The organism is Paraglaciecola aestuariivivens (assembly GCF_052983255.1).
On the sequence record NZ_JBRKBA010000003.1, the window covers coordinates 269,163 to 291,608 of the forward strand.

Annotated in this window: 15 protein-coding genes; 5 read left to right on the plus strand and 10 right to left on the minus strand. The window is 39.6% G+C overall.

What is annotated here, in order from left to right:
- Positions 1–22: 22 nt before the first annotated feature.
- Positions 23–2,644 carry a VolA/Pla-1 family phospholipase gene (locus ACVCDT_RS06255; protein ID WP_447131908.1) on the minus strand — a complete coding sequence of 874 codons (2,622 nt, stop codon included), beginning with the start codon at positions 2,642–2,644 and terminating at the stop codon, positions 23–25.
- A 212-nt stretch (positions 2,645–2,856) separates the two neighbouring features.
- Between ACVCDT_RS06255 and ACVCDT_RS06260 the strand changes: the two genes are divergently transcribed.
- Both ACVCDT_RS06260 and ACVCDT_RS06265 read left to right on the plus strand, forming a co-directional pair.
- Positions 2,857–3,600: a YciK family oxidoreductase gene (locus ACVCDT_RS06260; RefSeq protein WP_447131909.1), complete on the plus strand. Its 744-nt coding sequence runs from the start codon at positions 2,857–2,859 to the stop codon at positions 3,598–3,600.
- Between the two features lie 313 nt (positions 3,601–3,913).
- On the plus strand, positions 3,914–4,645 hold the full coding sequence (locus ACVCDT_RS06265) for a FadR/GntR family transcriptional regulator (protein WP_447131910.1): 732 nt from the start codon (positions 3,914–3,916) through the stop codon (positions 4,643–4,645).
- A gap of 130 nt (positions 4,646–4,775) precedes the next feature.
- Here ACVCDT_RS06265 and ACVCDT_RS06270 read toward each other — a convergent pair whose 3' ends face one another.
- Together ACVCDT_RS06270 and glnS are read right to left on the minus strand one after the other, a co-directional pair.
- Positions 4,776–7,733: a TonB-dependent receptor gene (locus tag ACVCDT_RS06270; RefSeq protein ID WP_447131911.1), complete on the minus strand. Its 2,958-nt coding sequence runs from the start codon at positions 7,731–7,733 to the stop codon at positions 4,776–4,778.
- Positions 7,734–8,255: 522 nt separating this feature from the next.
- Entirely contained in the window at positions 8,256–9,923 is a 1,668-nt protein-coding gene (gene glnS, locus ACVCDT_RS06275) for a glutamine--tRNA ligase (RefSeq protein ID WP_447131912.1), read from the minus strand.
- Positions 9,924–10,161: 238 nt separating this feature from the next.
- Between glnS and ACVCDT_RS06280 the strand changes: the two genes are divergently transcribed.
- The gene (locus ACVCDT_RS06280) at positions 10,162–11,187 is read left to right on the plus strand and encodes a LacI family DNA-binding transcriptional regulator (protein ID WP_447131913.1); all 1,026 of its coding nucleotides are present in this window, start codon (positions 10,162–10,164) and stop codon (positions 11,185–11,187) included.
- 34 nt (positions 11,188–11,221) lie between these two features.
- Here the strand turns inward: ACVCDT_RS06280 and ACVCDT_RS06285 are convergent, their stop codons facing one another.
- The 4 genes from ACVCDT_RS06285 to ACVCDT_RS06300 all read right to left on the minus strand — a co-directional run bounded on the left by ACVCDT_RS06285 (position 11,222) and on the right by ACVCDT_RS06300 (position 15,760).
- A complete protein-coding gene (locus ACVCDT_RS06285) occupies positions 11,222–12,916 on the minus strand; it encodes an alpha-amylase family glycosyl hydrolase (RefSeq protein WP_447131914.1) in 1,695 nt (564 codons plus the stop codon).
- A 12-nt stretch (positions 12,917–12,928) separates the two neighbouring features.
- On the minus strand, positions 12,929–14,437 hold the full coding sequence (locus ACVCDT_RS06290; protein WP_447131915.1) for an MFS transporter: 1,509 nt from the start codon (positions 14,435–14,437) through the stop codon (positions 12,929–12,931).
- Between the two features lie 147 nt (positions 14,438–14,584).
- On the minus strand, positions 14,585–15,076 hold the full coding sequence (locus tag ACVCDT_RS06295; protein WP_447131916.1) for an acyl-CoA thioesterase: 492 nt from the start codon (positions 15,074–15,076) through the stop codon (positions 14,585–14,587).
- A 12-nt stretch (positions 15,077–15,088) separates the two neighbouring features.
- A complete protein-coding gene (locus tag ACVCDT_RS06300) occupies positions 15,089–15,760 on the minus strand; it encodes a rhomboid family intramembrane serine protease (RefSeq protein ID WP_447131917.1) in 672 nt (223 codons plus the stop codon).
- 796 nt (positions 15,761–16,556) lie between these two features.
- On the opposite strand from ACVCDT_RS06300, the gene ACVCDT_RS06305 reads away from it, so the two are divergent.
- Positions 16,557–18,020 carry a vanadium-dependent haloperoxidase gene (locus ACVCDT_RS06305; RefSeq protein ID WP_447131918.1) on the plus strand — a complete coding sequence of 488 codons (1,464 nt, stop codon included), beginning with the start codon at positions 16,557–16,559 and terminating at the stop codon, positions 18,018–18,020.
- Positions 18,021–18,206: 186 nt separating this feature from the next.
- Here the strand turns inward: ACVCDT_RS06305 and ACVCDT_RS06310 are convergent, their stop codons facing one another.
- A complete protein-coding gene (locus tag ACVCDT_RS06310) occupies positions 18,207–18,707 on the minus strand; it encodes a GNAT family N-acetyltransferase (protein WP_447131919.1) in 501 nt (166 codons plus the stop codon).
- 200 nt (positions 18,708–18,907) lie between these two features.
- Here ACVCDT_RS06310 and ACVCDT_RS06315 point away from each other — a divergent pair, with 200 nt between their 5' ends.
- Complete coding sequence (locus tag ACVCDT_RS06315) at positions 18,908–21,112, plus strand: winged helix-turn-helix domain-containing protein (RefSeq protein WP_447131920.1); 2,205 nt, start codon at positions 18,908–18,910, stop codon at positions 21,110–21,112.
- On the opposite strand, the gene ACVCDT_RS06320 is transcribed toward ACVCDT_RS06315, so the two are convergent.
- Positions 21,109–21,729, minus strand: coding sequence for an outer membrane protein (locus tag ACVCDT_RS06320; RefSeq protein WP_447131921.1), 621 nt, complete (start codon positions 21,727–21,729; stop codon positions 21,109–21,111). The two genes, ACVCDT_RS06315 and ACVCDT_RS06320, sit on opposite strands and share 4 nt — an antisense overlap.
- A gap of 133 nt (positions 21,730–21,862) precedes the next feature.
- Positions 21,863–22,444 carry a nucleotidyltransferase family protein gene (locus ACVCDT_RS06325; protein ID WP_447131922.1) on the minus strand — a complete coding sequence of 194 codons (582 nt, stop codon included), beginning with the start codon at positions 22,442–22,444 and terminating at the stop codon, positions 21,863–21,865.
- Between the last annotated feature and the right edge of the window lie 2 nt (positions 22,445–22,446).

Here is a 22,446-nt window from a genome sequence, read left to right on the forward strand (position 1 = left end):
GCTTGATTAATCAAACTATAACTTAGTTTTCAACTACAGCGGTATTTGAAATCACTATATTTTCACCATTAGTCGCAACAAAAGTTGCGGCTTGGGTTTGCATCTCTTTAGTGGTTTCTGGGCTTGCTGCTGGGCTTAACATAGATTCATGGGCACCCGCATTGAATCTCACCAAACCACTACCTTGAGTAGTTGACGACACTTGGCTTAAGCCAATCAGGTTGGCCAAGGCTTGACCACCGGCTAGAGGCAAACTAGTTACTACAGGGTTAACCTGATCACTCAGCGCCACACTGCCATCAGCGTTAGTCCCACCACCTACAACTAATTGCAATAGTGTCGGCACATTAGCAGCAGTATCGGCCGCATAACTAATAGGGTCAGGTGCATCTACTGCGGTTTGTGCAGCAAAAGTAAAGGCTGCAAAAGTTGCATTTAACTCAGCTAATTGCTCGGCACTTATAACTTGAGTAAAGGCTGTAAAAGCAGGCCCCACTGCAGCTTCGGCCGACATGCCATTTTCTGCGGCAAAAGCCGTTAAGAAAGCAACAAAATCAGGTGAAGTAGCTGAAAGCAACTTACCTTTAATGGTGGCACCAACAGCAGGAGATTCTAATAAGCTAGGTATAACAGTGACTGTAGGCACGTTCAAAACTGCCGACTTAAAGGCGTACATAGAATCAAAGGCTGCTAAATCTCCACCTAAAGATTGATTGGCTAAAGTGGCAGCTGAGGTGCCATACATAGCCCCTAAACTTTGCCCCATAAAGTGTACATTAGACGCATCTAAATCGACTTTTCCGGTGCTATCCATAATGGCATTTAACGACAATCTAAAGGCCAAAATATCAGCAATACTTTGTCTTGCATTATCTCTATAAGTTAACAAACTTAGTAAATTAAAATAATCTGTACCACCGGTTAGGGTTGCATTAACTTCAGTACCGTCATCCAGTGTTATGGCACGTTCACCATGTAAAGGATGGTCAATTGCCGCACTGGCAAAGCCAGCCATAGCTAAAGAAGCAGCCACAAGTGACGCATTTTCACGAGTTTGCCCGGCACCATGTTGAAATAGCACTGTTGGCCACCCAGACTCAGGTTTAGTCTGTGCTGGCACCGCACCACCTGTTGCTGCAGAAATTAACGCAATAACAGACTCATTTGGCACAGTAAATTGTACTTTAACTGTTTCTGTACCCGCTTCGTTGTACAAGGTATTGCTATCATCAGCATTACGGCCTTGACGCATAGGAATAGGATTAAACTTAGTGATATTCCTTGGATCAGCCATACCTAGAGAGCTTAAGTCAAGATCAAAAAGTTGACCTTCTGAGGCTAACTGACACAGGTCATTATTAGGCCCTACTTGACCACCTTGAATTAATTGACCAACAACTTCTGCCCCTAAGGCTTTTAATGTTGCGCCACTTGTACAGGCCGCTCGCCACCAATCAGTTGTTGGAGCTGTGGTACTAGAGTAATAAGGAAGCTGAACTTCACCTTCTACTATAGTTGCAGCACAATAAGGTCCCGCAACAGCAAAAGTAGCTGAGGCTGTAGCATGCAAAGATGAATCAGGATCTGACACTGCAGCAACTAAACCATCACATGTATCTAAGCCAACCGCAGCTAATTGAGCCAGTTCTTCCGCTGACAACAATAAAGCAGCATAAGCTTCAAATACATTAGATGCAGTGCTTGGCTCTTGTGTGGTTACACTAGGTAAAAATTGTTTAGCAGTACCAACAGCAGTTGCCATATCGGCACCCGCGGCCAATGTTTGGGCAAAAGCTTGCGCATATGGCGCCACATTAAGAGTTTTTACTGTTTCTAATGCATCACCGGTTGACTGAGTAGAAAAGTAAGCTGCATAAGATACATTTGAAGTTGTTAGGCCTGTTGGCGCTAAAACGTTCACTAAGGAGTTAACCAAACCTTGTAATTGTAGAAGGTCTGGAGAGCCTAAAGGATTAGTATTGATATTTTGGCGCGCTAGCTCCCAAGTAATACTCCCTTTTACCGCTCGGCCGTCAGTGGATTTAAGATCTTCTGTGACCACCAACATATGCCCTTGTGAAGACTTCATTGGTTTTAAAGGCACCACAGTTATTGCCCCTGAGCCAGGGGTATAACTGGCTACAAAATCTACTCCAAATTGTAACTCATCACCTAATTCACAAGGCACACCTGGAGCTCCAATTGCATCGGCTAAAGCTAGGCAAGTTGCAGAATCCCCTTCTAAAGCTTGAGTTGACTCAAAAATACGAATAGAGCTAGGGGAAACTGAAGATGCATCAATATCCAAGCCTTCAGGTAATTCCACTCGAATTTGGAATGGCATATGTGCCGACCAACCATCTAACGCACTTAACACGTGTTGCGGATTTGACGCATCAAATTCAGCACTTTGTTCAGTATTTAGGGTAAAGTCAAAAAAGTTACCACTGGGGATCATTAAAAAATCATTTGGCACATTGAGATCACCAGAGCCAGGATTAAACACCACCCGGGCATATGGAGCTTCAAGTACCACTTCTTCTGGTACCTCTTGGGCTGGCAAAAGCGGTTTACCGTCTTCGCCAATACAGCCAGACAACCCAAACAGTGTTAGTACCCCAACACTTAGTAGACTTTTTTTCATTTGTTTTCCCTTTTTTATTTTTAGTAAAAAATACAACTTTTGTAAGGCTAACTGAACTTATACATTCAAATAGAGGTACAACCAGTAGCCAGTTTTTTACATACTATTAACTTTATTCACAGTTTGCAAAGTTTTACCAAGCTTCTCTACCCCTACCTTTTTAAAACCATTCAGTGATACAATTTACCCATTGATTTTATTAGGTTTTAATAATGAACAATTTCCAACCAAAAGATAACTATTTAACCAATCGCACAATATTAATTACAGGTGCAGGTGATGGCATAGGTAAACAAGCCGCATTAGCTTATGCCAAATATGGCGCAAATATCATTTTATTGGGGAAAACCGTAAGCAAATTAGAAAGTGTCTACGACCAAATTCTTAAACAAGGCGGCAATGAACCGGCCATAGTTCCTTTAGATTTAAAAGGTGCAACAGCACAACATTATCGCGACATGGCAAATACTATTAGAGATCAATTTGGTCACTTAGATGGCGTACTATTTAACGCCAGTATTTTGGGTCACTTGGGCCCATTTGAACAAATTAGTGAAAAAGATTTTCAAGACGTATTTCAGGTAAATCTAACAGGCCAATTTTTAATGATGCAGGCCCTATTACCAGTACTCAAAGCTGCCGAGCAAGCCTCAGTAATTTTTACTACCTCAAGTGTTGGAGTAAAAGGACGTGCATACTGGGGGCCTTATGCCATGTCAAAAGCTGCCACTAATAATATGATGCAAGTATTATCCGATGAATTCGAAAACACTAATATTAGGTTTAATAGCATTAACCCTGGAGCGACAAAAACCAATATGCGAGCCAAAGCCTATCCGGCAGAAAACTCTGAAACACTAAAAACCCCAGAGCAAATCATGCCGCTTTATCTGTATTTAATGGATAACCAAAGCAGCCAAGAAAATGGTGATGTTTTACACGCCCAACCGAAATAATCGGCCATAACAAGGCAAATAAATAGAGATTCCAAGTCTCAACTTTAATACTACAGCCCCTTATTTTTATCAGAAAACAAGGGGCAATACTCACCACCTTAATAATAACAACCAAAACAACCCAACATGTTATTACCAATAGTCAAAAAAATTGGTAATAAACTAGCGATAAGTGTATTCTGAACAAGTCTAGGCCGGCATTCACTGTAAAATATTTTGCCCACCTAGATTTGATAGGTTGGGATGTTTTATTTTAATTTGAATAAAAACCATATTTTTCAGTTTATATAGGTTGTTTGGTAAGAGGTTTACAATGAAAAAGCGTCGGATGTTTTGGACAATTGTAGAGAAAATAGAATCTTTAATTGATTCAGGTAAATACTTACCTGGAAGTCGATTACCCCCCGAAAGAGAATTAGCCGAAACTTTTGATGTGAGTCGCCCTACTATACGCGAAGCCATTATTGCCTTAGAAGTAAGACAAAGAGTTGAGGTTAAAACAAGCTCAGGGGTTTATGTTTTAGAAAACCCAAATGATTTACCAACAGATGTAACTGTTAGTGCCTTTGAGTTGACTCAAGCCAGAGCGCTAGTTGAAGGAGAAGCTGCTGCTTTAGCGGCTGGTGCTATTACCGAACAAGAGCTTAAGCAATTAAATGAAACCTTAATTGCCATGGAAAATGGCATAGAGCCAGAAAAAGCCGACCGCGAGTTTCATCTTATTATTTCGCGTTCAACTCGCAACAATGCGGTGCTTTTAGCTGTTAAAAAGTTTTGGCAATTACGCGACTCTGAGCCAGACATTATTAACGCATACAAAAATGTATGTGATGGAAGCGACAGTGACAGATTAGCCGAACATAGAAATATTTATTTAGCCCTACAAAACCGCAACGCAGCTCAGGCCCGAGCCGCTATGCACCAACACTTTAACCGCTTAATTAATAACTTATTTGAAGTAAGCGAATCGCAAGCTTTAGAAGAAGTTAAGAAAAAATCAAACCAAACTCGAGGGCTTTATTCACTTAATCACTTAGTTGACTAATTCTTTAGCTAAGTGATTTAAGCTCTTTCAATCTCCCCACCCTATTTACACATTATCTTTTTCTTGAGTAAAAACCTAGACACAAAAAAGCCACCCTAAGGTGGCTTTTTTATTGGTTAGTTAATTGACCTTAGAAACGATAGCTAGCACCTAAGGTTATACGACGGTCTGTTAAACCTTGATAACACAATAATGCGCCTTCATTTACACAATATTGCTTAACATCAGACTCAGTTAAGTTTACCGCTTCTATACCTAAGTTAAGTTGCTCATTTACATCATAACTTACGCTGGCATTAAGCTGACCTCTGTCGTCTTGAACCACTGGGAAACCCCAAGGGAAACTAGAGGTACTACCAAAATCTGTAGAACGATAAGCTTCACGCCATGTGTAACGTGCTCTTGCAGATAAACCATACTTTTCATAATACAAAGTAAAGTTATAGGCATTCTCAGACAAATCAGTTAAGCCTTGTACACGAGTAACATCAATGCCATCAATACCAGTAGTTAGAGCAAAGACTGCATCTGCACGGCTAGTTGCACTGTCAACCGCTTCACCACCTGAAAACTCTTGCTTAGTATAGTTAGCTAGTACACCAAAACCTGATGCCCAACCTAAATCATCTTCAAATCCAGACAAGTCATACTGTACCGCAATTTCAATACCTTTTTGCGTGGTTGTACCCGAGTCATTAATTTTAGTTGAAGTAGGTACACAAACACCTACACCACCATTAGGACCAAATACGTTTACGTCTGCAATTGGGTTGAAAATACCACCACCTTCACAAGGAGGAGTTACATCACGATAACCAGTAACAGGATCTTCATAGGCACTGACTTCTTGTTGAACATGCAAATCAGTACGTTTCTTGTGGAAGATACCTACACTAAATACACTGGCTTCAGCAAAATACCATTCTGCAGACAAATCAAAAGATGTCACTTCTTCTGGTACTAAGCTTGGGTTACCAATAGAAACCGGTGGGTTTGGACTGGTTGAGTAAGTTACAGAGGTAGATAAGTCATCAAAGTCTGGGCGACGAATATCTTTACCCCAACCTGCACGTACTACCACATCATCATGCACATCAGCTACTATGTTGATACGAGGTAATAGAAAGTCGTAATTACCTTTAGTGGTAACCTGAGAAACTAAATCATTACCTTCGTCATCTTCAGTAATAGAGTTACCAATTGAGCTAACATCTGTTTCTAAATATCTTAAACCAAAGTTACCTCTGAACATTTCATAATCAAAGTTGGCTTGGGCGTACAAGGCATGAGTTTCTTCTTCTATATCAAAGAAGCCAGCAGAGCTTGAAGTAGGCGCGCTAAGTGAGCGTGAGCCACCATGCTCATTAATGGCATTTTGTAAGGTGCTTAAAACACGGTCTGGATCAGATGCGACTAGTTCAGGATCAATAAGTAAGAAGTCTCTTACATACAGATCCCTGCCATCTGCGTCATTAAAATTAGTTGGACCAGTAACTAATAGGTCTGCAAACAAGCTACCTCTTGGGCTATCGGCCATGCTTCTTAAACCAACACTAGAGCTAATTTGATCTCTAAGGCTAGACGTTTTGCTATAGCGATAACCAAAATCAACTGAAGAAATCACAGATTCTAAGAAATATGTGAAGTCTGCGCGCATTGCATCTTCACTATTTTCTGCACGATTACGTCCTATGTTTACGTCTCTTAACACTACGTTAGCAGGGTTTACCAGGTCAGCAGACGTAGGAGCGTATTCTTCACCAAAAGCCACACCAAAGGTTAAGGCGCCACCTGAAAGATCATAAATAAAAGGTACACTGTTATCGTTACCGCCACCTGCATCAAGTGGTGCATTAGGGTTGATAAAGTTTAAGGTTGTATTAAAACTTGGAGTAGTAGTATCTGAACTTGAAGAAGATAGCTCTACGTTAGCTTTTAATCTTTCACCTTGCCACTCACCACCAATTCTAAATATTTCACTTTTGGTTAAACGTGAATTAGTATCGCTAGAAAAACGAAGATTTGGATCATCATCGTCATCGGCTAAATCTACTGGAATAACCCCTTGCAATGCAGCTTGAATAGAACCTAAATTTTGTCCATCAAGCGAGCCAAAGTTAACCGTTTCGAATGCAGTAGGAACAGAAATGTTATTTAAGCTACTTACACCAGAAGCTTGGATCCTAGAGCTTTCTTGTCTACGTTCTTGGTCGTTAATCACAGCATCAACAAAGAATTTAGTGTTATTGTTTGGCGCCCACTCAAATGTACCGGCAAAGTTTACGGTTTCATATTCAAAATTATCGTAATCTTGCACAAAAAACTGAATAGGTAAGAAGTGAAAGGCCTGAGCACTAGCTGCACCGCTGTCAGAAGCGATAGAGTTATCGCGGTCAGCTCTTGGTCTAAAAGCAGTGACGTCCTGTTTGGTATAACTAGTACTAACCACTACACCAAATTTACCCGCGTCACTTTCCCAATTATCACCATAAGTACCAGCGATACGAGGCGTAAAGCTGCTGTCTGTAGATAAACTACTGTTTTCACCTTGAACTTGAACAGCTGCTAATGTTTCATCCAGCTGTAACGGACGAATAGTCTTTAAATTGATGGTTCCACCAACCGACCCTTCAATGGTTTTAGCTGAAGGTGCTTTAGTTACCTCTACAGCAGCGATAATAGAAGCAGATACGTCTTCAAAATTAATCCCACTTCGGCCACTACCAGAGCCTACAGTAGATACACCATTAATTTCAGTTCTGTTGGCATTGGTACCGCGAATTTGCACACCTGTACCTACACCAGCAGTTCTTGTAATTTGAATACCAGTTACATTTTCCAATACTTCAGCTAAGTTTTGGTCAGGCAATTTACCAATATCTTCAGCTTGGATAATTTCAACTAGGTTGCTTGCTTCACGCTTTTCAAATAAGGCGCTTGTAAGTGCAGAGCGGATACCGCTGACTTTGATGACTTCAAGATCTTGATCTGAATCAGTGTTAGCTTCTTGCGCGCTAGTTACAGGAGCAAAGTTAATTGCTGTTGCTGAAAGCACTGCCAAGCTAATCTTAGAAAGTTTACGTTGCATTGTGTTCTCCTGTGTGGATTTTTTAACATTTAGATATGTTATTTATTCCACATTTAGTAACGAATAAATGTATTGACGATTTTGTGTAACCCTATTCTTCACAAGAAAAATAAATCCCGCACTTACAAAGAATTAACGCAATACTTACAATTAACCGGGCAAAGGTCAACCTTTTGGTAACCAAAATATTGTAAAATTCGCCACAAAAACACTTACCAAATATTAAGTGCAATCCCAAACAAAACACAAACTAAACTTACCAACCTACCTATACGCTTGTTTTATATACAAAAATAAAGTCTGTAAAATCTTATAAAAAGCCCAAAAACAATATGTTAAGCCATATTTTACTAACTTATAAATTTATTAAAAAAGCAGCAAAACTTAGTATGGCTAACCAAACAAAAACATTTAAAATTGGTAAAACAATTACAACCAAACAAATTGGTTGACCAAGCAGGCATAAAAAAACGGCCTATAAAGACCGTTTTTACAATTCATTAAAATTTAAATCACTTGTGGCTAATTTTTATCCATTTTAGCCCAAGTATCTCTAAGCCCTACCGCTCGATTAAACACTAATTTATTGCTCTGACTTAATGGGTCTTTGCAAAAGTAACCGGTTCTTTCGAATTGTAATGGCTTAGTTAACTCTAGATCTTTTAAACTTGGCTCAACAAAACCTAGTTTAATGATTAGAGATTCTTCATTAATCGCAGCTAAAAAGTCTTCCTCAGCTGCAGGATTAGCAACTTTAAACAAACGATCGTACAAACGAAACTCTGCTGGAATACCTTTTGATGCCGATACCCAATGGATAACTCCTTTAACTTTACGTCCATCAGCAGGATCTTTACCAAGGGTTTCACTATCGTAGCTACAATAAACAGTAGTGATTTCGCCAGCGGCATTTTTTTCAACACGCTCAGCTTTAATCACATAGGCATTTCTTAAACGTACTTCTTTACCTAGCACTAAGCGCTTAAATTTCTTATTGGCTTCTTCTTTAAAGTCTTCAGCTTCAATATAAATTTCTTTTGAAAATGGCAACTCACGGCTACCCATACTTTCATCTGAAGGATGATTAGCCGCAGTTAACACTTGCTCTTGATCTTCAGGATAGTTTTCTATCACTAGCTTCAATGGCTCTAATACTGCCATGGCCCTTGGAGCATGAGTGTTTAATTCATCCCGTAAACAGGCTTCTAACATAGACATTTCAACCATATTGTCCATTTTAGTCACGCCTATGCGTTTACAGAATTCGCGAATAGAAGCAGCGGTGTAACCACGCCTACGTAAACCAGCAATAGTTGGCATTCTTGGATCGTCCCAACCCTCAACATGCTTTTCTTCCACCAACTGGATCAACTTGCGTTTACTTAATACTGTATATTCTAGATTTAATCGTGAAAACTCATACTGTCTAGGGGTTGCATCAATAGTAATGTTGCTAATAACCCAGTCATACAGCCTTCTGTTATCTTGAAATTCTAAGGTACAGAGTGAATGGGTAATCCCTTCAATTGCATCAGAAATACAGTGAGTAAAATCGTACATTGGATAAATGCACCACTTATCACCTGTTTGATGATGGTGGGCAAACCTTACTCTATATAAAGCAGGGTCGCGCATACACATAAAAGGAGAGCTCATGTCTATTTTGGCACGCAACAAACATTCGCCTTCTTTAAACTCACCTGCTCGCATTTTTTCGAACAAGGCTAAGTTTTCCTCAATAGGCGTATCTCTGTACGGACTATTTGTACCTGGCTCTTTTAACGTTCCACGCATTTCGCGCATTTGGCTTTGACTAGAAAAGTCTACATAAGCAAGGCCTTTACTAATCAACTCTTTGGCAAACCCATAAAGTTGATCAAAATAGTTGGATGAATAACGGACCTCGCCGTCCCATTTAAATCCTAACCAAGACACATCTTGCTGAATAGAATGCACAAAATCTATGTCTTCTTTTTCTGGGTTCGTATCATCAAAACGTAAATTACATTGGCCTTGATAATCTTGCGCTATGCCAAAATTTAGGCAAATTGATTTGGCGTGACCAATATGTAAATAGCCGTTTGGCTCAGGTGGAAAACGTGTTTGAATCTTGCTATGAACGCCATCTTGAATGTCTTTATCAATGATTTGGCGAATAAAGTTGGTCGGACGACTGTCAGTCTCGGCCATTAAAAAACCCTCTTTGCAATACTGATTATTATAATGGGCGATATTATACCAAGATCACATTCTAAGATAACGCTTTTTACTCGCTAGCTAAGCCAACAAATGAATTATTTTTATAAGCATGATTGATTACGAACGAAAAAGTCATTGTTAAACACCATTGAAACCATCTAAGATGCATAATTAACTGAAATCATTTAGTTATTATAAATTTATCCAGGATAATTAAAGTCGTAACATTATGAGAGATAAAGCCACATCTTTTGATATTGCCCATCGTGCTGGCGTTTCGCAATCTACTGTTTCAAGAGCCTTGAGCAATAGTCCATTAGTTAACAAAGAAACGCGCGATCGCATCCAAGCCATTGCCACAGAGTTAAATTATAAAGTTGACAAAAATGCCAGTAATTTACGCCGCCAGCATAGTTTAACTATTGCGTTATTGCTGTTCGAAGATCCCACCTCAGATGATTCTTTAATTAATCCATTTTTTCTGTCTATGTTAGGCAGTATTACTAAAGCCAGCACCAAGGCCGGTTACGACTTATTAGTATCATTTCAAAACCTAGAAGATGATTGGCACGCAGAGTATGAAGACTCAAATAAAGCAGATGGCATTATTTTATTAGGTTATGGCAACTACACCCACTATCAAGACAAGCTCACAAAACTCGAAGAACAAGGTACCCACTTTGTTCGTTGGGGCGCATACGACTCAAATCACCCTGGTATTTCTATTGGCTGCGACAATATGCAAGGCGGCTTTGATGTCACTCAGCATCTAATAAATCTAGGCCGCAAAAACTTTGCATTTTTAGGTGAGTCTGGCTGCCAAGCACCTGAATTTCAAGATCGCTACCAAGGGCATTGTAAGGCCCTAAAGCAAGCAGGATTAAAGGTAGATAAAAACAAACAAATCGATGCTATTTCAACTGACCAAGCTGGTTATTTAGCCGCTAATCAAATAATACATGGGCATAAGGATGTGGATGCCATAGTCTGTGCCAGTGATCTTATTGCTTTAGGGGCTATGCGAGCCTTTGCTGAGCATGGCATTCAGATCCCCGAGCAGGTAGCCATAGTTGGCTACGATAACATTCCCATTGCGAGTTTTGCTAATCCAGCGCTTACCACTGTAAAACAAGACACTAAACTAGCTGGCGAAATATTAGTTGATAGGTTGTTAAAGTTAATTCATGGCCAAGAGGTATCTCACTACCTAATGCCAGTAGATTTAGTCAAGCGACAATCTTGTGGCGCAAACTAACACCTAGATTGTCGCTTGGGCTTTTGTTAGGGCCTTATTTATTTTCCATTAAGCGAGTTAATTCGGTAATCAGTCCACTGTGTTCAATGCTGCCCTCGCGTAACCACACTTGTACACTATGTGGGGCAACCGAGCTATTTAAGCTTAAGTTATCCTGAGCTATGGCAATGTTATCGTCACTTAATTGGCTGCGCCATTTTCCACTTTGCATATAGGTGGAGATGCTAAAGTCTTGAGGCTCATCACCTTTATTTAATAACACTAAGGCCGTTTGCGACACACCCTCTTTTACCAGTACTCGATAAAAAGCAGCGCGATGCCCAGATAACTCAAGGTTAACTTGTAAGCCACTTTGCAAGGCCGGTATGGCTTTACGAACATTGGCAATACGGCTTAAGTGTTGATGAATTTTATGTGACTTAGCTTTTTCGATATTGTCCTGACCAAAATAATTTCTGTTACCTTGATGCTCGGCCTTACCACGCATAAAGCCCATTTCAGAGCCCTGATATACCACAGGAATACCTCTGGTAGTAAACAACCAATTATGTGCATCAATAAAACCATTGTCTGAGGCGTTTAGCCTAGGCATGTCGTGGTTATCATAAAACGTAGTTAATTCGTAGGGGTTGTGATACGGACCATGAGTTAGGTGCAAGTAATCGGCAAGCTTGGCAAAATCACTGTTAGGATCTTCAAAGGTTTCTACCATGGCCTGTTTACCAACAAAATCTAAGACACTGATGCCGCCATTTTTAGGCAAAGTATGTTGGGCTAAAAAGTTAGCATTATGGTCAAAGCTTTCACCAAACATATAAAAGTCGGGGTGTTGCGCGCGTATGCGGTCAGACATGGTTTTCCAAAATGCATGGGGCACATGTTTGATGGTATCTATCCTAAATGCATCTGCGCCCTGCTCTATCCAATATAAATAAGCGTTAATCAAGTAGTCTTGTAGTTGTGGATTACGATCATCTAAATTTGACAACTGCATAATATCTGGCGTGCGACGGAAAAATTGATGTAACGGATTGTTGGGATCTAAGTCTTCGGGTTTTAAATTTTGGTGATCGGCAACTAACTTACCATCGATATCATACAGTTCACCAAATTTTGGTTGGTCTACGGGCATATCAAATGACGGTGAACCATGGTTAGCTACTAGATCAAACACCGACTTTAAGCCAAAATTGTTGCGCATTTGCGCAGTATATTCTTTATAGCCTAAGCCTTCTGATGGGTAATGTTCGTCAATTTTATAAAAATTGTTAGCCCAATATCCATGATAGCCAGTTTTCCCGCCATCTTTAAATGCGCCACCAAACTCTATGGGTTCACCACCAGAAAATGCCTGATCTGGGTTATCGACTATTGGGGTTAACCAAACTGCTGTAAAACCCATATCACTAATGTACTGAGCGTTATTTAACACCCCTTTAAGATCGCCACCTAAATAACCAACATTGGCGTCTATGCCGTTTGGGTTAACTAAAGGACGATCAAAGGTAGGCCACTGCCCACCTTGTTGGGTTTGGTTATTGGTTGGATCTCCATCAACAAATCTGTCGGTAAGCACAAAATAAACGGCTTCTTTGGCAAACTCATGCTTAGTTCCATAAAACTCTTGTAGGGGCTTAGCTGAATTTGCAGGATTGTTATTGTCTTTGCTGCAACCCAACAAAACTAAGGGTACTAGGCCAACTAAAGCCATTTTTGTTGTGTAATTCATTGCTCTGTTGTCCTACTCTGGAATTTTTACTCTAAGGGTCATGATACCTGCAATTAACATACTGCAACCACCTACTACCAATGCATAAATAGGCTGATTATCGAATACCTTGGTAATTAAGAAACCTAATATACTCGCGGCCAATATTTGTGGAATAACAATAAAGAAGTTAAAAATTCCCATGTATACCCCCATTTTTTTAGCCGGTAATACGTTTGCCAAAATAGCGTAAGGCACAGATAAAATAGATGCCCAAGCAAAGCCAACTCCTACCATAGATAAAACTAACCAAGCTGGATCTTTAACAAATATAAAAGAAATAAAGCCTAAACCACCCAAAGATAAGTTAATTAGATGAGCAAACTGTAAATTAGATAAGCGAACAATGACCGGAATAATAATGGCGGCAAAAATAGATACACCATTATAAGTAGCCATTAAAATAGATACCCAATCGGCCCCTTCATTGTAGATAGCTGAACTCGTATCGGTGCTGCCATAATGATAAGAGGTTACCGCCGAGTTGGTATATATCCACATAGCAAACAAAGGGAACCAAGAAAAAAACTGTACAACTGCTAATTGGCGCATAGCTTGTGGCATTGAAAACAGGTCGTTCATAACTTGAGAAAAGCCGTTTTCTAACTTGCCAGATTGAGCCAGCTTACCCGCTAACAATTGACACAAGCCAAATACAGCTAAACCACCGGCTAGAATATAAAGGTTTTTATCTAGACTATCGATATTGGTGGCAATGATAAAAAATAACACTACACCTATAAGCGCATATATTACCCCGCCTTTAAAATAAGCTTTAGCAGGACGCTGAATAAAGGTGTCTAAAACCGTACCGGTTTCTTGCTCTTCTGCTTCTTGAAAAGCGGCTAATTCTTCGGGTGAATATTCTTTTGTCGATATCACTGTCCACAAAACAGCAATAAGGAAAATACTACCACCGGCATAAAAGGCAAACTTAACCGAATCAGGCACAGTACCTGCTGGTGCAGTATTACTGATTTCAAACCAATTGGTCATCATCCAAGGTAAAGCAGATGCAACTACTGCCCCTACCCCAATAAAAAACGTTTGCATGGCATAACCCAGCGCACGTTGTTTACGCGGTAACATATCGCCTACAAAGGCTCTAAAGGGCTCCATAGACACATTAATTGACGCGTCCATAATCCATAACATGCCGGCTGCCAACCATAAAGTGGGCGAGTTAGGCATAATAAACAAAGATAAACTGGCGGCTATGGCGCCATACAAAAAGTACGGACGTCTGCGCCCTAATCGGTTCCAGGTGTTATCACTCATGTATCCGATAATAGGTTGTACTATTAATCCTGTGATGGGCGCTGCTACCCACAAAATCGCCAAATTGCTATAGTCGGCGCCTAATGATTCAAAAATTCGACTGACATTGGAGTTTTGTAAGGCAAAGCCAAATTGGATCCCTAAAAATCCAAAACACATGTTCCAAATTTGCCAAAAATGTAGCTGAGGTTTTGTTTTTTGCATTGATGATTCTCTAGCCAATGAGTGCAATATGAAGTTAATTCAATCGTTTGCAATGTTAATAAAAAGTTATGTCGCACAGAGTACATTGAAGCTATCTAAATCAACAACTTAATGCATACGTATTCAAATTACTGCCAATAGGCTAACTCAGGTTAAAGTGGCGCTAAGATTATGGCTGCCAGATTGATCAACAATAGAAACCTTTGGCTTAGTTAGTAGTTTTTCTCTTAACCAATTAGGTACCGCTGTTTTTTGATAATCTGCAGTATTGATTAACACGTAGGTAATACTTGCGTTTGCTATTGTACGTTTTGTTTCTAAGTGGGCTATGTTAATTTCAAAGGTATAAGAGGTAGTGCCTACTCGGCAATGGGTAACTTGTAAACTGATTACATCATCAAATATTGCCGAGCTTTTCCAATCAATATGCAAACTCACCACTTGGTTATCTAACCCTTGCTCAAGCAAATGCCCAAATCCCCCTACTGCTACCCGAAAATACTCAGTCATGGCTACATCTATATAATCGGCATATCTTGCATTAAACACCACTTGCTGGGCATCACATTCGCCGTACCTAACGCGCATAACAAAAGTAAAGGCTGGTTGGCTTGGATCAGATTGTAAATTTTGCTGCATGATATAACTCTTTTAGTGCAATTTAGGGCCGTCATCATCTTCTAAATCTGATTGGTTAGCCCAATCATACTCATCAAACTCATCTAGCTGCTCGTCATCTTCCCACTCATAGCGTTTTTCTATGGGTTTAGGATCGTTATTTCGCCACAATATAGCCGCTATTACGCCAGCAACAGCCCCAAAAAAGTGATACTCAAAAGAAATACCTGGCTCTCTTGGTAAGATGCTCATTGTCATACCACCATACAACAAAAACGCTATCATCATAATGGCCACAGAGCTTTTATCACGCCGAAAAATGCTCACCACAAACAAAAAGAAAAACATGCCATGGGTCACACCACTGGCTCCAATATGGTTGGCATCACGGGCAAACAACCAAACGCCTAAGCCAGACAATACCCAAACTAAGCCAACTACTTTTAGCCAAGAATTTACATAACCATAATGTAAAAAAGATCCCAGCAACAACAAGGCCAAGGTATTGTTAAACAAATGACTTAACGAACCGTGAATTAAAGGCGCGGTAAAAACTGCCAATAAGCTAGAAAACTCATGGGGCACAAGCCCTAAAAAACTAAGATTTAGTTGAAACAATATTTCAGCCGACTTTATACACCACAATATGGCCACTACCATAATGGTATAAAAAACGCTTTTGTATAACCGTTTTTGTGTTTTCATTTAAAGGATATTGGGTAGATAAACTGCTTTTAAATGCTTTGCTTTAACAAAATATTTAAATTTTATTACCACAGAAATTGCTGTGATGGGTGTTTTCTTTAAGAAAGTAGTTACCCATTGGCTGTGGCAGGTGTTTAGATTGTGCGGTTAATTGGCTTTTACAATTTGATTGGAGAGCACTGATTAGTGCCAATTACCGTCGTTCCCAACTCGATTGGGAATCTGTGCTTGGTGTCATTTGCGGTCGCTTACACTCTTACTTGTCACTCCGTCATTGGAGCTTGTAGCAGTAAGCGCTCTTAGAGAATATCTAAGATATTACATCTCGCCGACGGCGCAGATATTGAAGATATTACACGTCATTCCCTCGGAGGAGGGAACCCACTAATAATTATCGTACAGGCAACTTAAGTTCTGTAAATCAGTATGATAGGAGTGAGCTTTAATCCATTATAACTCTGGAAATAACATACTTTTTCGACTTCACAGATGTTGCAGAAGATTCCTTCCTCCGAAGGAATGACGGGGGATAAACGGGAGGGGGCAACGACTGCTTTCTCAGTGAACTTATCATACGCTTTAGCCAAGACATTTTGAACGTTAAAGCTATTGTAATAAATGACCTATTTATAAACCTTCATGCAGGAATTTTAACTGTGTCTCCTACCACTACTCAAAATAAAAAATTTTGGTCTAAACTTTTGCCTTAGAAGCGCTATATATTCGCGGCAAATAATGCTGGTAGTCTTTTATTAACGTTTCCTAAATCGATAAATTTAAACGACAAGGAAGCAATATGAATACCTTCAACAAAGCCAGTTTTCTGGCAACTCTAACCTTATTACTATTAACTAGTTTTAGCAAAAAGGTTCATTCCTTTGATTTTGATAACGGGAATGCTCCTGCACAAATCATTATTCCAACCATCATTCCCGTCATTTTACAAGATGTGTCGTCAGGTGCCGGAGATGCAACCTTGGTTTTGCGCAATACTACATTAGTTACTAATGCCTGGTTCGATGCCATCGCACCTTATCATCCCACCGCTATTGGTATTTATAGTCAATTTGATCACCGCTTGACTGAAACTAGCAACAGGGGAAAAAACATTGCGATTTTGTATGCAAGTTACCACGTAATGCTGAGCTTACAACCGCAGCGAAAGCAGACATGGCGTGCAATGTTGCAAGATCTAGGTCTAGATCCAGACTTAGACACTAATGATACCACTACACCAGAAGGACTAGGCATAGTTGCAGGCAAAAATGTGGTATTTAACCGTCAAAATGACGGTATGAATCAGTTGGGCAACATTGCAGCAGATGGTGAAGAAGCTAAGTACAACGGTATTCCTTACCTAGATTACACGGGCTATTCACCAAAAAACTCGCCTACTTTGTTACGCTACCCTAGCAATTGGCAGCCTGCATTAGTAAGTTCTGGCACTGGGCTGTTCAAAGCTCAACACTTTGTCACTCCGCAATTAAAACATGTAACCCCCTACTCTTATAAAAAACCGCGCAAATTTCGAGCACCCAAACCAGTAAACAGTAATGTCAAAAATTGGTCGGGTTACGTTGAACAAGCTCAGCAAGTACTAGACTTTTCGGCCAATCTAACCGAAGAACAAAAGCTGAAAGCCGAGTTCTTTGATAATAAATTTAGGAGCTTAGGTTTTTCTGCGGTTCAAGCGGCACAGTTGTATCACCTAAATTTAGTGGATTTTGTGCACTTTGACTTTTTAGTCAACGTTGCAGCTTTTGATACTTCTATCGCAATCTGGCAAGAAAAATATCGACATGACGCTGTTAGACCCTTTAGTGCTATTGGTTATATTTGGGGAGACAAGCAGGTAACGAGTTGGGGCGGCCCTCGTCAAGGCACAGTTAGTGATATGCCGGCTAACCAGTGGAAAAGCTATATGCCAGTTGCAGACCATCCTGAGTATCCTTCAGCATCAGCAAGTTTCTGTGCTGCCCATGCGGTAGCAGCCCAAAAATATCTTGGCAGTGATAATCTGAATTGGACCATCCCTATCCCTCAAGGAAGTTCTGTGATCGAACCTGGCTTTTCACCTACTGCAGATACTGAGTTGTATTTTGATACATGGACAGACTTTTCAAACGATTGTGGTGATTCCAGAGTCTGGGCCGGAGTTCACTTTCCTGATTCAGTACCATCTGGCCAAAAGATTGGTCGTAAAATTGGAGAAATTGCCTATGACTTTGTGATGGGGCATATCAACGGAGACCTAAAATAACAACTAGTGGTCGGATTTACCTTATCGGTATGTCCGACCTTTTTAGATTGCTTTGAACGAATTATACATAGCCTCGAAAGTCGCTACACTCAGCTAAATATATACCTAGCTATTATTGTTCATTTCAGCGTTTAAGAAGTAGTTAGTGAAATCACCTATCAAAACTTTTGTTTAAGCCATTAATAGTTAGGGTTTAAAGTTTACAAAACCAGGTTTAATCCTTGCCATAAACACTAAATTTGCATACTGACCTTGTTTAAACGAACTAAAACGTTTGACCCCTTCTTTTTCAAATCCTAAAGACTCATATAAGCCAATGGCTGATTGATTATCTTCAAACACATCTAATTCAATTCTAATAAGATTTAGCCAGTTGTCGGCTTGATTCAGTGCTTCGCTAAGTAAGGATCGGCCAATACCCTTTCCCTGAAATTCCGGATGTACTGCTATGGCTAAACTCGCACAATGTTTGTCGCGCACCTTTTTACTCAACAATAAACACACCTGAGCGACAACCTTATTCTCGACTTCTGCCACTAACACATAATCATTTTCTATATCAAATAAGCTAGCCACATGCTCTGAATGTAAATAAGGCAGTTGTGAGGTGTTTTCGGTAACTGAACTTGCACTATAAATAGCAAAAATATCGTTTTGGTCAGAATGTTCTTGATGTCTAATTTTCATTTTTAACACTTGCCTACTTGATTGAGTTAATTAAGGCGCTAGTCAATTTATGCTTTATTGAACGAATTAACTTTATAAAATTTGCTCTCAAACCCACTTGAATTAATTTAAATTTCAGTCAATATAGTTAAAAAACGGTTATAAAATCGTTAAAACAGATGTGCAAATAGCATTTTAAAAGGGAATATAATCGCTAACCCATGAACGAGTTTAAACTAGCCATTTGGACAGTCTCTCCACTTACCAACGAAATTAACAATTCATCAGTTAACATTCAACTAAGACCCAAACAAATGCAATTGTTGTGTTTGTTAGTAGCACATCAGGGTGAACCAGTCACCAGAGAGCGTATTTTAGAAGAACTTTGGCCAGGTAGATACGGTACAGATGAAGCTTTATCAAGAACCATGTCTGAGTTACGCAAAGCTTTAGGACCTAGTGTTGAGATTAAAACCATCCCTAAAACAGGCTACTGTTTAGTTACTCCAATCAACAACATTGAAGACAATCCACCTCTCGAAAGTCCTAAACAAATAAAGCAAACGGCAAAACAACGACCAATAAAAGTATGGGTTGGCATTATCGTAGTTTTGATTGGTTTCATCTTTTCTATTTATCATTATCAAACTAAACCAACAGTTCACGACGAAGTATCTGTGGCCATTTTACCCCTAAATAACTTTACTGATTCTGACAAAGCCGGGTTGTTAGCAGACGGATTAGTTGAAGAAATCACTCACCAACTAGCTGGTTACGCCAATATATCTGTAGCTTCGCGTACCAGTTCCTTTTATTTCAAAGACTCCCCTATTCCTGCAACTGAAATTGGAGAAAAGCTATCGGTAAGCCATATTATTGAAGGCAGCATTAGGCTTACGGAAAAAGGCTACCGAATAACGGCTCAATTAATTGAAACTAAATCAGGGTTTCACCTTTGGTCAAAAACCTTTGATTCAGAAAACAAAGGTCTAATTAAAATCCAGGAACAAATTGCAGCGCAAGTTCGAAAGTTAGTTGGGCAAACCTTATTGCCACAAAGCCAAGATATTACTAATGATTTATACGAAACCTATTTATTAGGCGTTGAAGCTATAGCTAATTTTGGTCCAGACAACCTACAAAAAGGCGAAGATTATTTTAAAACTGTGCTTCAAGAATACCCAGAATTCCTCCCAGCAAAAATAGGCTTAGCTATGGCAATTATTGCTCAACTAAATTGGGGGCAAATTGATGAAGAACGCGGGTTTTTAAAAGCCGAGGGCATACTAAACGAAGTCGAAGCAAAAGGTATCAAGTCAGCAGACTATTACCTAGCAAGGGCGCTACTTTATAGCCCTAAAGCCATAGCTCGCAAAAACACAAGCCATGAAAAAGCGCGAATATGGTTCGAAAAAGCCTTACAAGAATCGCCTAACGACAGTCGTATATTACAATTTTATTCACGCTATGCAGCTAAAAACAAAGCCCATGGCATAGAGCTTTTAAAAAGAGCGGTAAAATTTGACCCTTACAATTCAGGGATTCAAACTGAATTAGCGGCCTATGACTATTGGCAACATCCCAATAAAATCGTTGAAATAGCAGAAAGAATCGTCGAGCAATTTCCAGATTCATCAGACGGGTACTTTTTAGCCAGTTCAGGTTACTTCCGCTTAAAAGATATGCCTAAACTGTACTTTCATAGTTACCATTGTGTCGCTAAACAACCTCAACTCATGGACTGTTGGGCTAACCTAATCAATTCTATGGTGGCGTCCAAGCTATATGATCAAGCACTGCAAACAATGGATATTGCACTTCAATATGCACCTGTATTAGTAACTGAGTTTGCGATTTTGAAAATGGCCATTCAAGGTAATTCAACACAAATAGTAGCGTTACTTGAGAATGTGGAATTGTCTTCTCTCAACCCAGTACTAACCCAAACCGCTATTTTATGGGCGATAAGTCAACAAGAGCTTGCAGACCTTTCTATAAAACTACAAGACTATTTCGCCAAAGCAACCCAAGGAAACAGTTGGCACAAACGCCTTTATCGATACCACTGGCTAAAATATAAAGACCAAACCCTTGCTTATAAACAAGACTTGAACAATTTAATAGAGGAAATGCAAAATTATCTAGCTGAATATGGAAGAGGACATAGATGGGTATTGGCTGGTTTAGCGTTAAACGATCAGGTTGACCAAGCATTTGAATTAACAAAAACAATGCAAGCAAGTCAGCATTTAGCCAATTTTTTTGCCCATTATCATCCTAGTGAAGATGACCCATTTTTAACTTCTATGCATCAAGATCCTAGGTGGCAAGAATGGGTTGCTGTTCATGCAGCAACCCAAAACACTGTACAAGAGGAAATTCTAGCTATACAAGAGACACTTCCCCTTAGTTCACTTGCAAATTAGAATTGATACCTAACACCAACTGATAGGGTTTCAAAATCCAGACCTCTACTATCCCCAAATTTTCCTCTGGAATAGTTTTGATAATCAAGATTTACAAGCCAGTTTTCTGACAAGTCCCAATTCACCCCTGCCCCATAAGCTAAACTTTGATAATGATCGTCATTCACTTTAGTACCAGTTGCAGGGTCATAACCAATTAAAATCCAGTTGAACATCTTTCCTGCACTAATATAAGGCGACAAAGCCCTGTCACGCATAAACTCGAACCCCACTCCTGCATAAGTAAAGTGATCTAATTTGACATCTATTCCAGGAAAACTAAAACCTGAAGCCATACTTACAGTACTGCCTGACTTTTTATTTCCTCTTCCATGTCTACCTTCAACAAACACCCCATTGTCAAATTGATAACCTAAGGTAAAAACTATCGATGGAGTATCTACATCAATTTTCACTGCTTTTAACTCAAAGTCAGGTGGACATGGGCAATCTGTGTAGCCAACAGTATCGCTCTTGGCATAATTAACGCCTACGTAGGTATTCGCCATGGTTTGACTAACAAACAAACTAGCCGTAAAAATTAAGTATGTGGTGATATGTGTAAGTGCGTTTTTCATATTATTTATCTCCATTAGTTAATTGAACACGCACAGTAAAATTAACTATTAAGATTAAAATTAACCTTCGGGAGATATTCTTTTTTTCTCTTTTTTACATTAGTAACTTTAAAAATGTAGCAAAAAGAATATGTTATAAATTTAGTAGGTCTTGGCGTGAATCAATATCAACAGCTGCTGTAGGGGTTTCTATTGGATAGACCTGAGTTAAATTATCCTGAATGATAGATTTAGCACCTTTGGCGCCAGTTAGTTGACTCAATTCCCCAAAATAATGCCTAGGGAAAATACAAGGTGCACCTAACTGGTTTTGGTATTTGGCAGAAATTATTTTAATTGGATTTTGCTGAGCAACATTAATAAATTGTTGAATATCCTCTTTACTTAAAGCTACTTGATCAGCTAAAGCGACTAATACATGAGTAGTATCTTCAGACAAGTTTTGTATAGCTTGAGCTAAACTTTCGCCCATCCCTTTATGCCACTCTGTAACCAAATAAGTATTTACACTCTGCGGCAAAATAGCTTTAATTTTTTGAGCATTCGCCCCTAATACAACGACTCCATCATCTATGCCAGTTAGCCAATTACCTTCGAAACGATATGTGGCCAGGCTATGGCAAATCATAGGTTGGCCATTTATGTCGGCTAACTGTTTAATGCCGTTAAAACGCTGGCTGTTGCCCGCAGCTAATAGCAATAAGGTTAACTGCATAG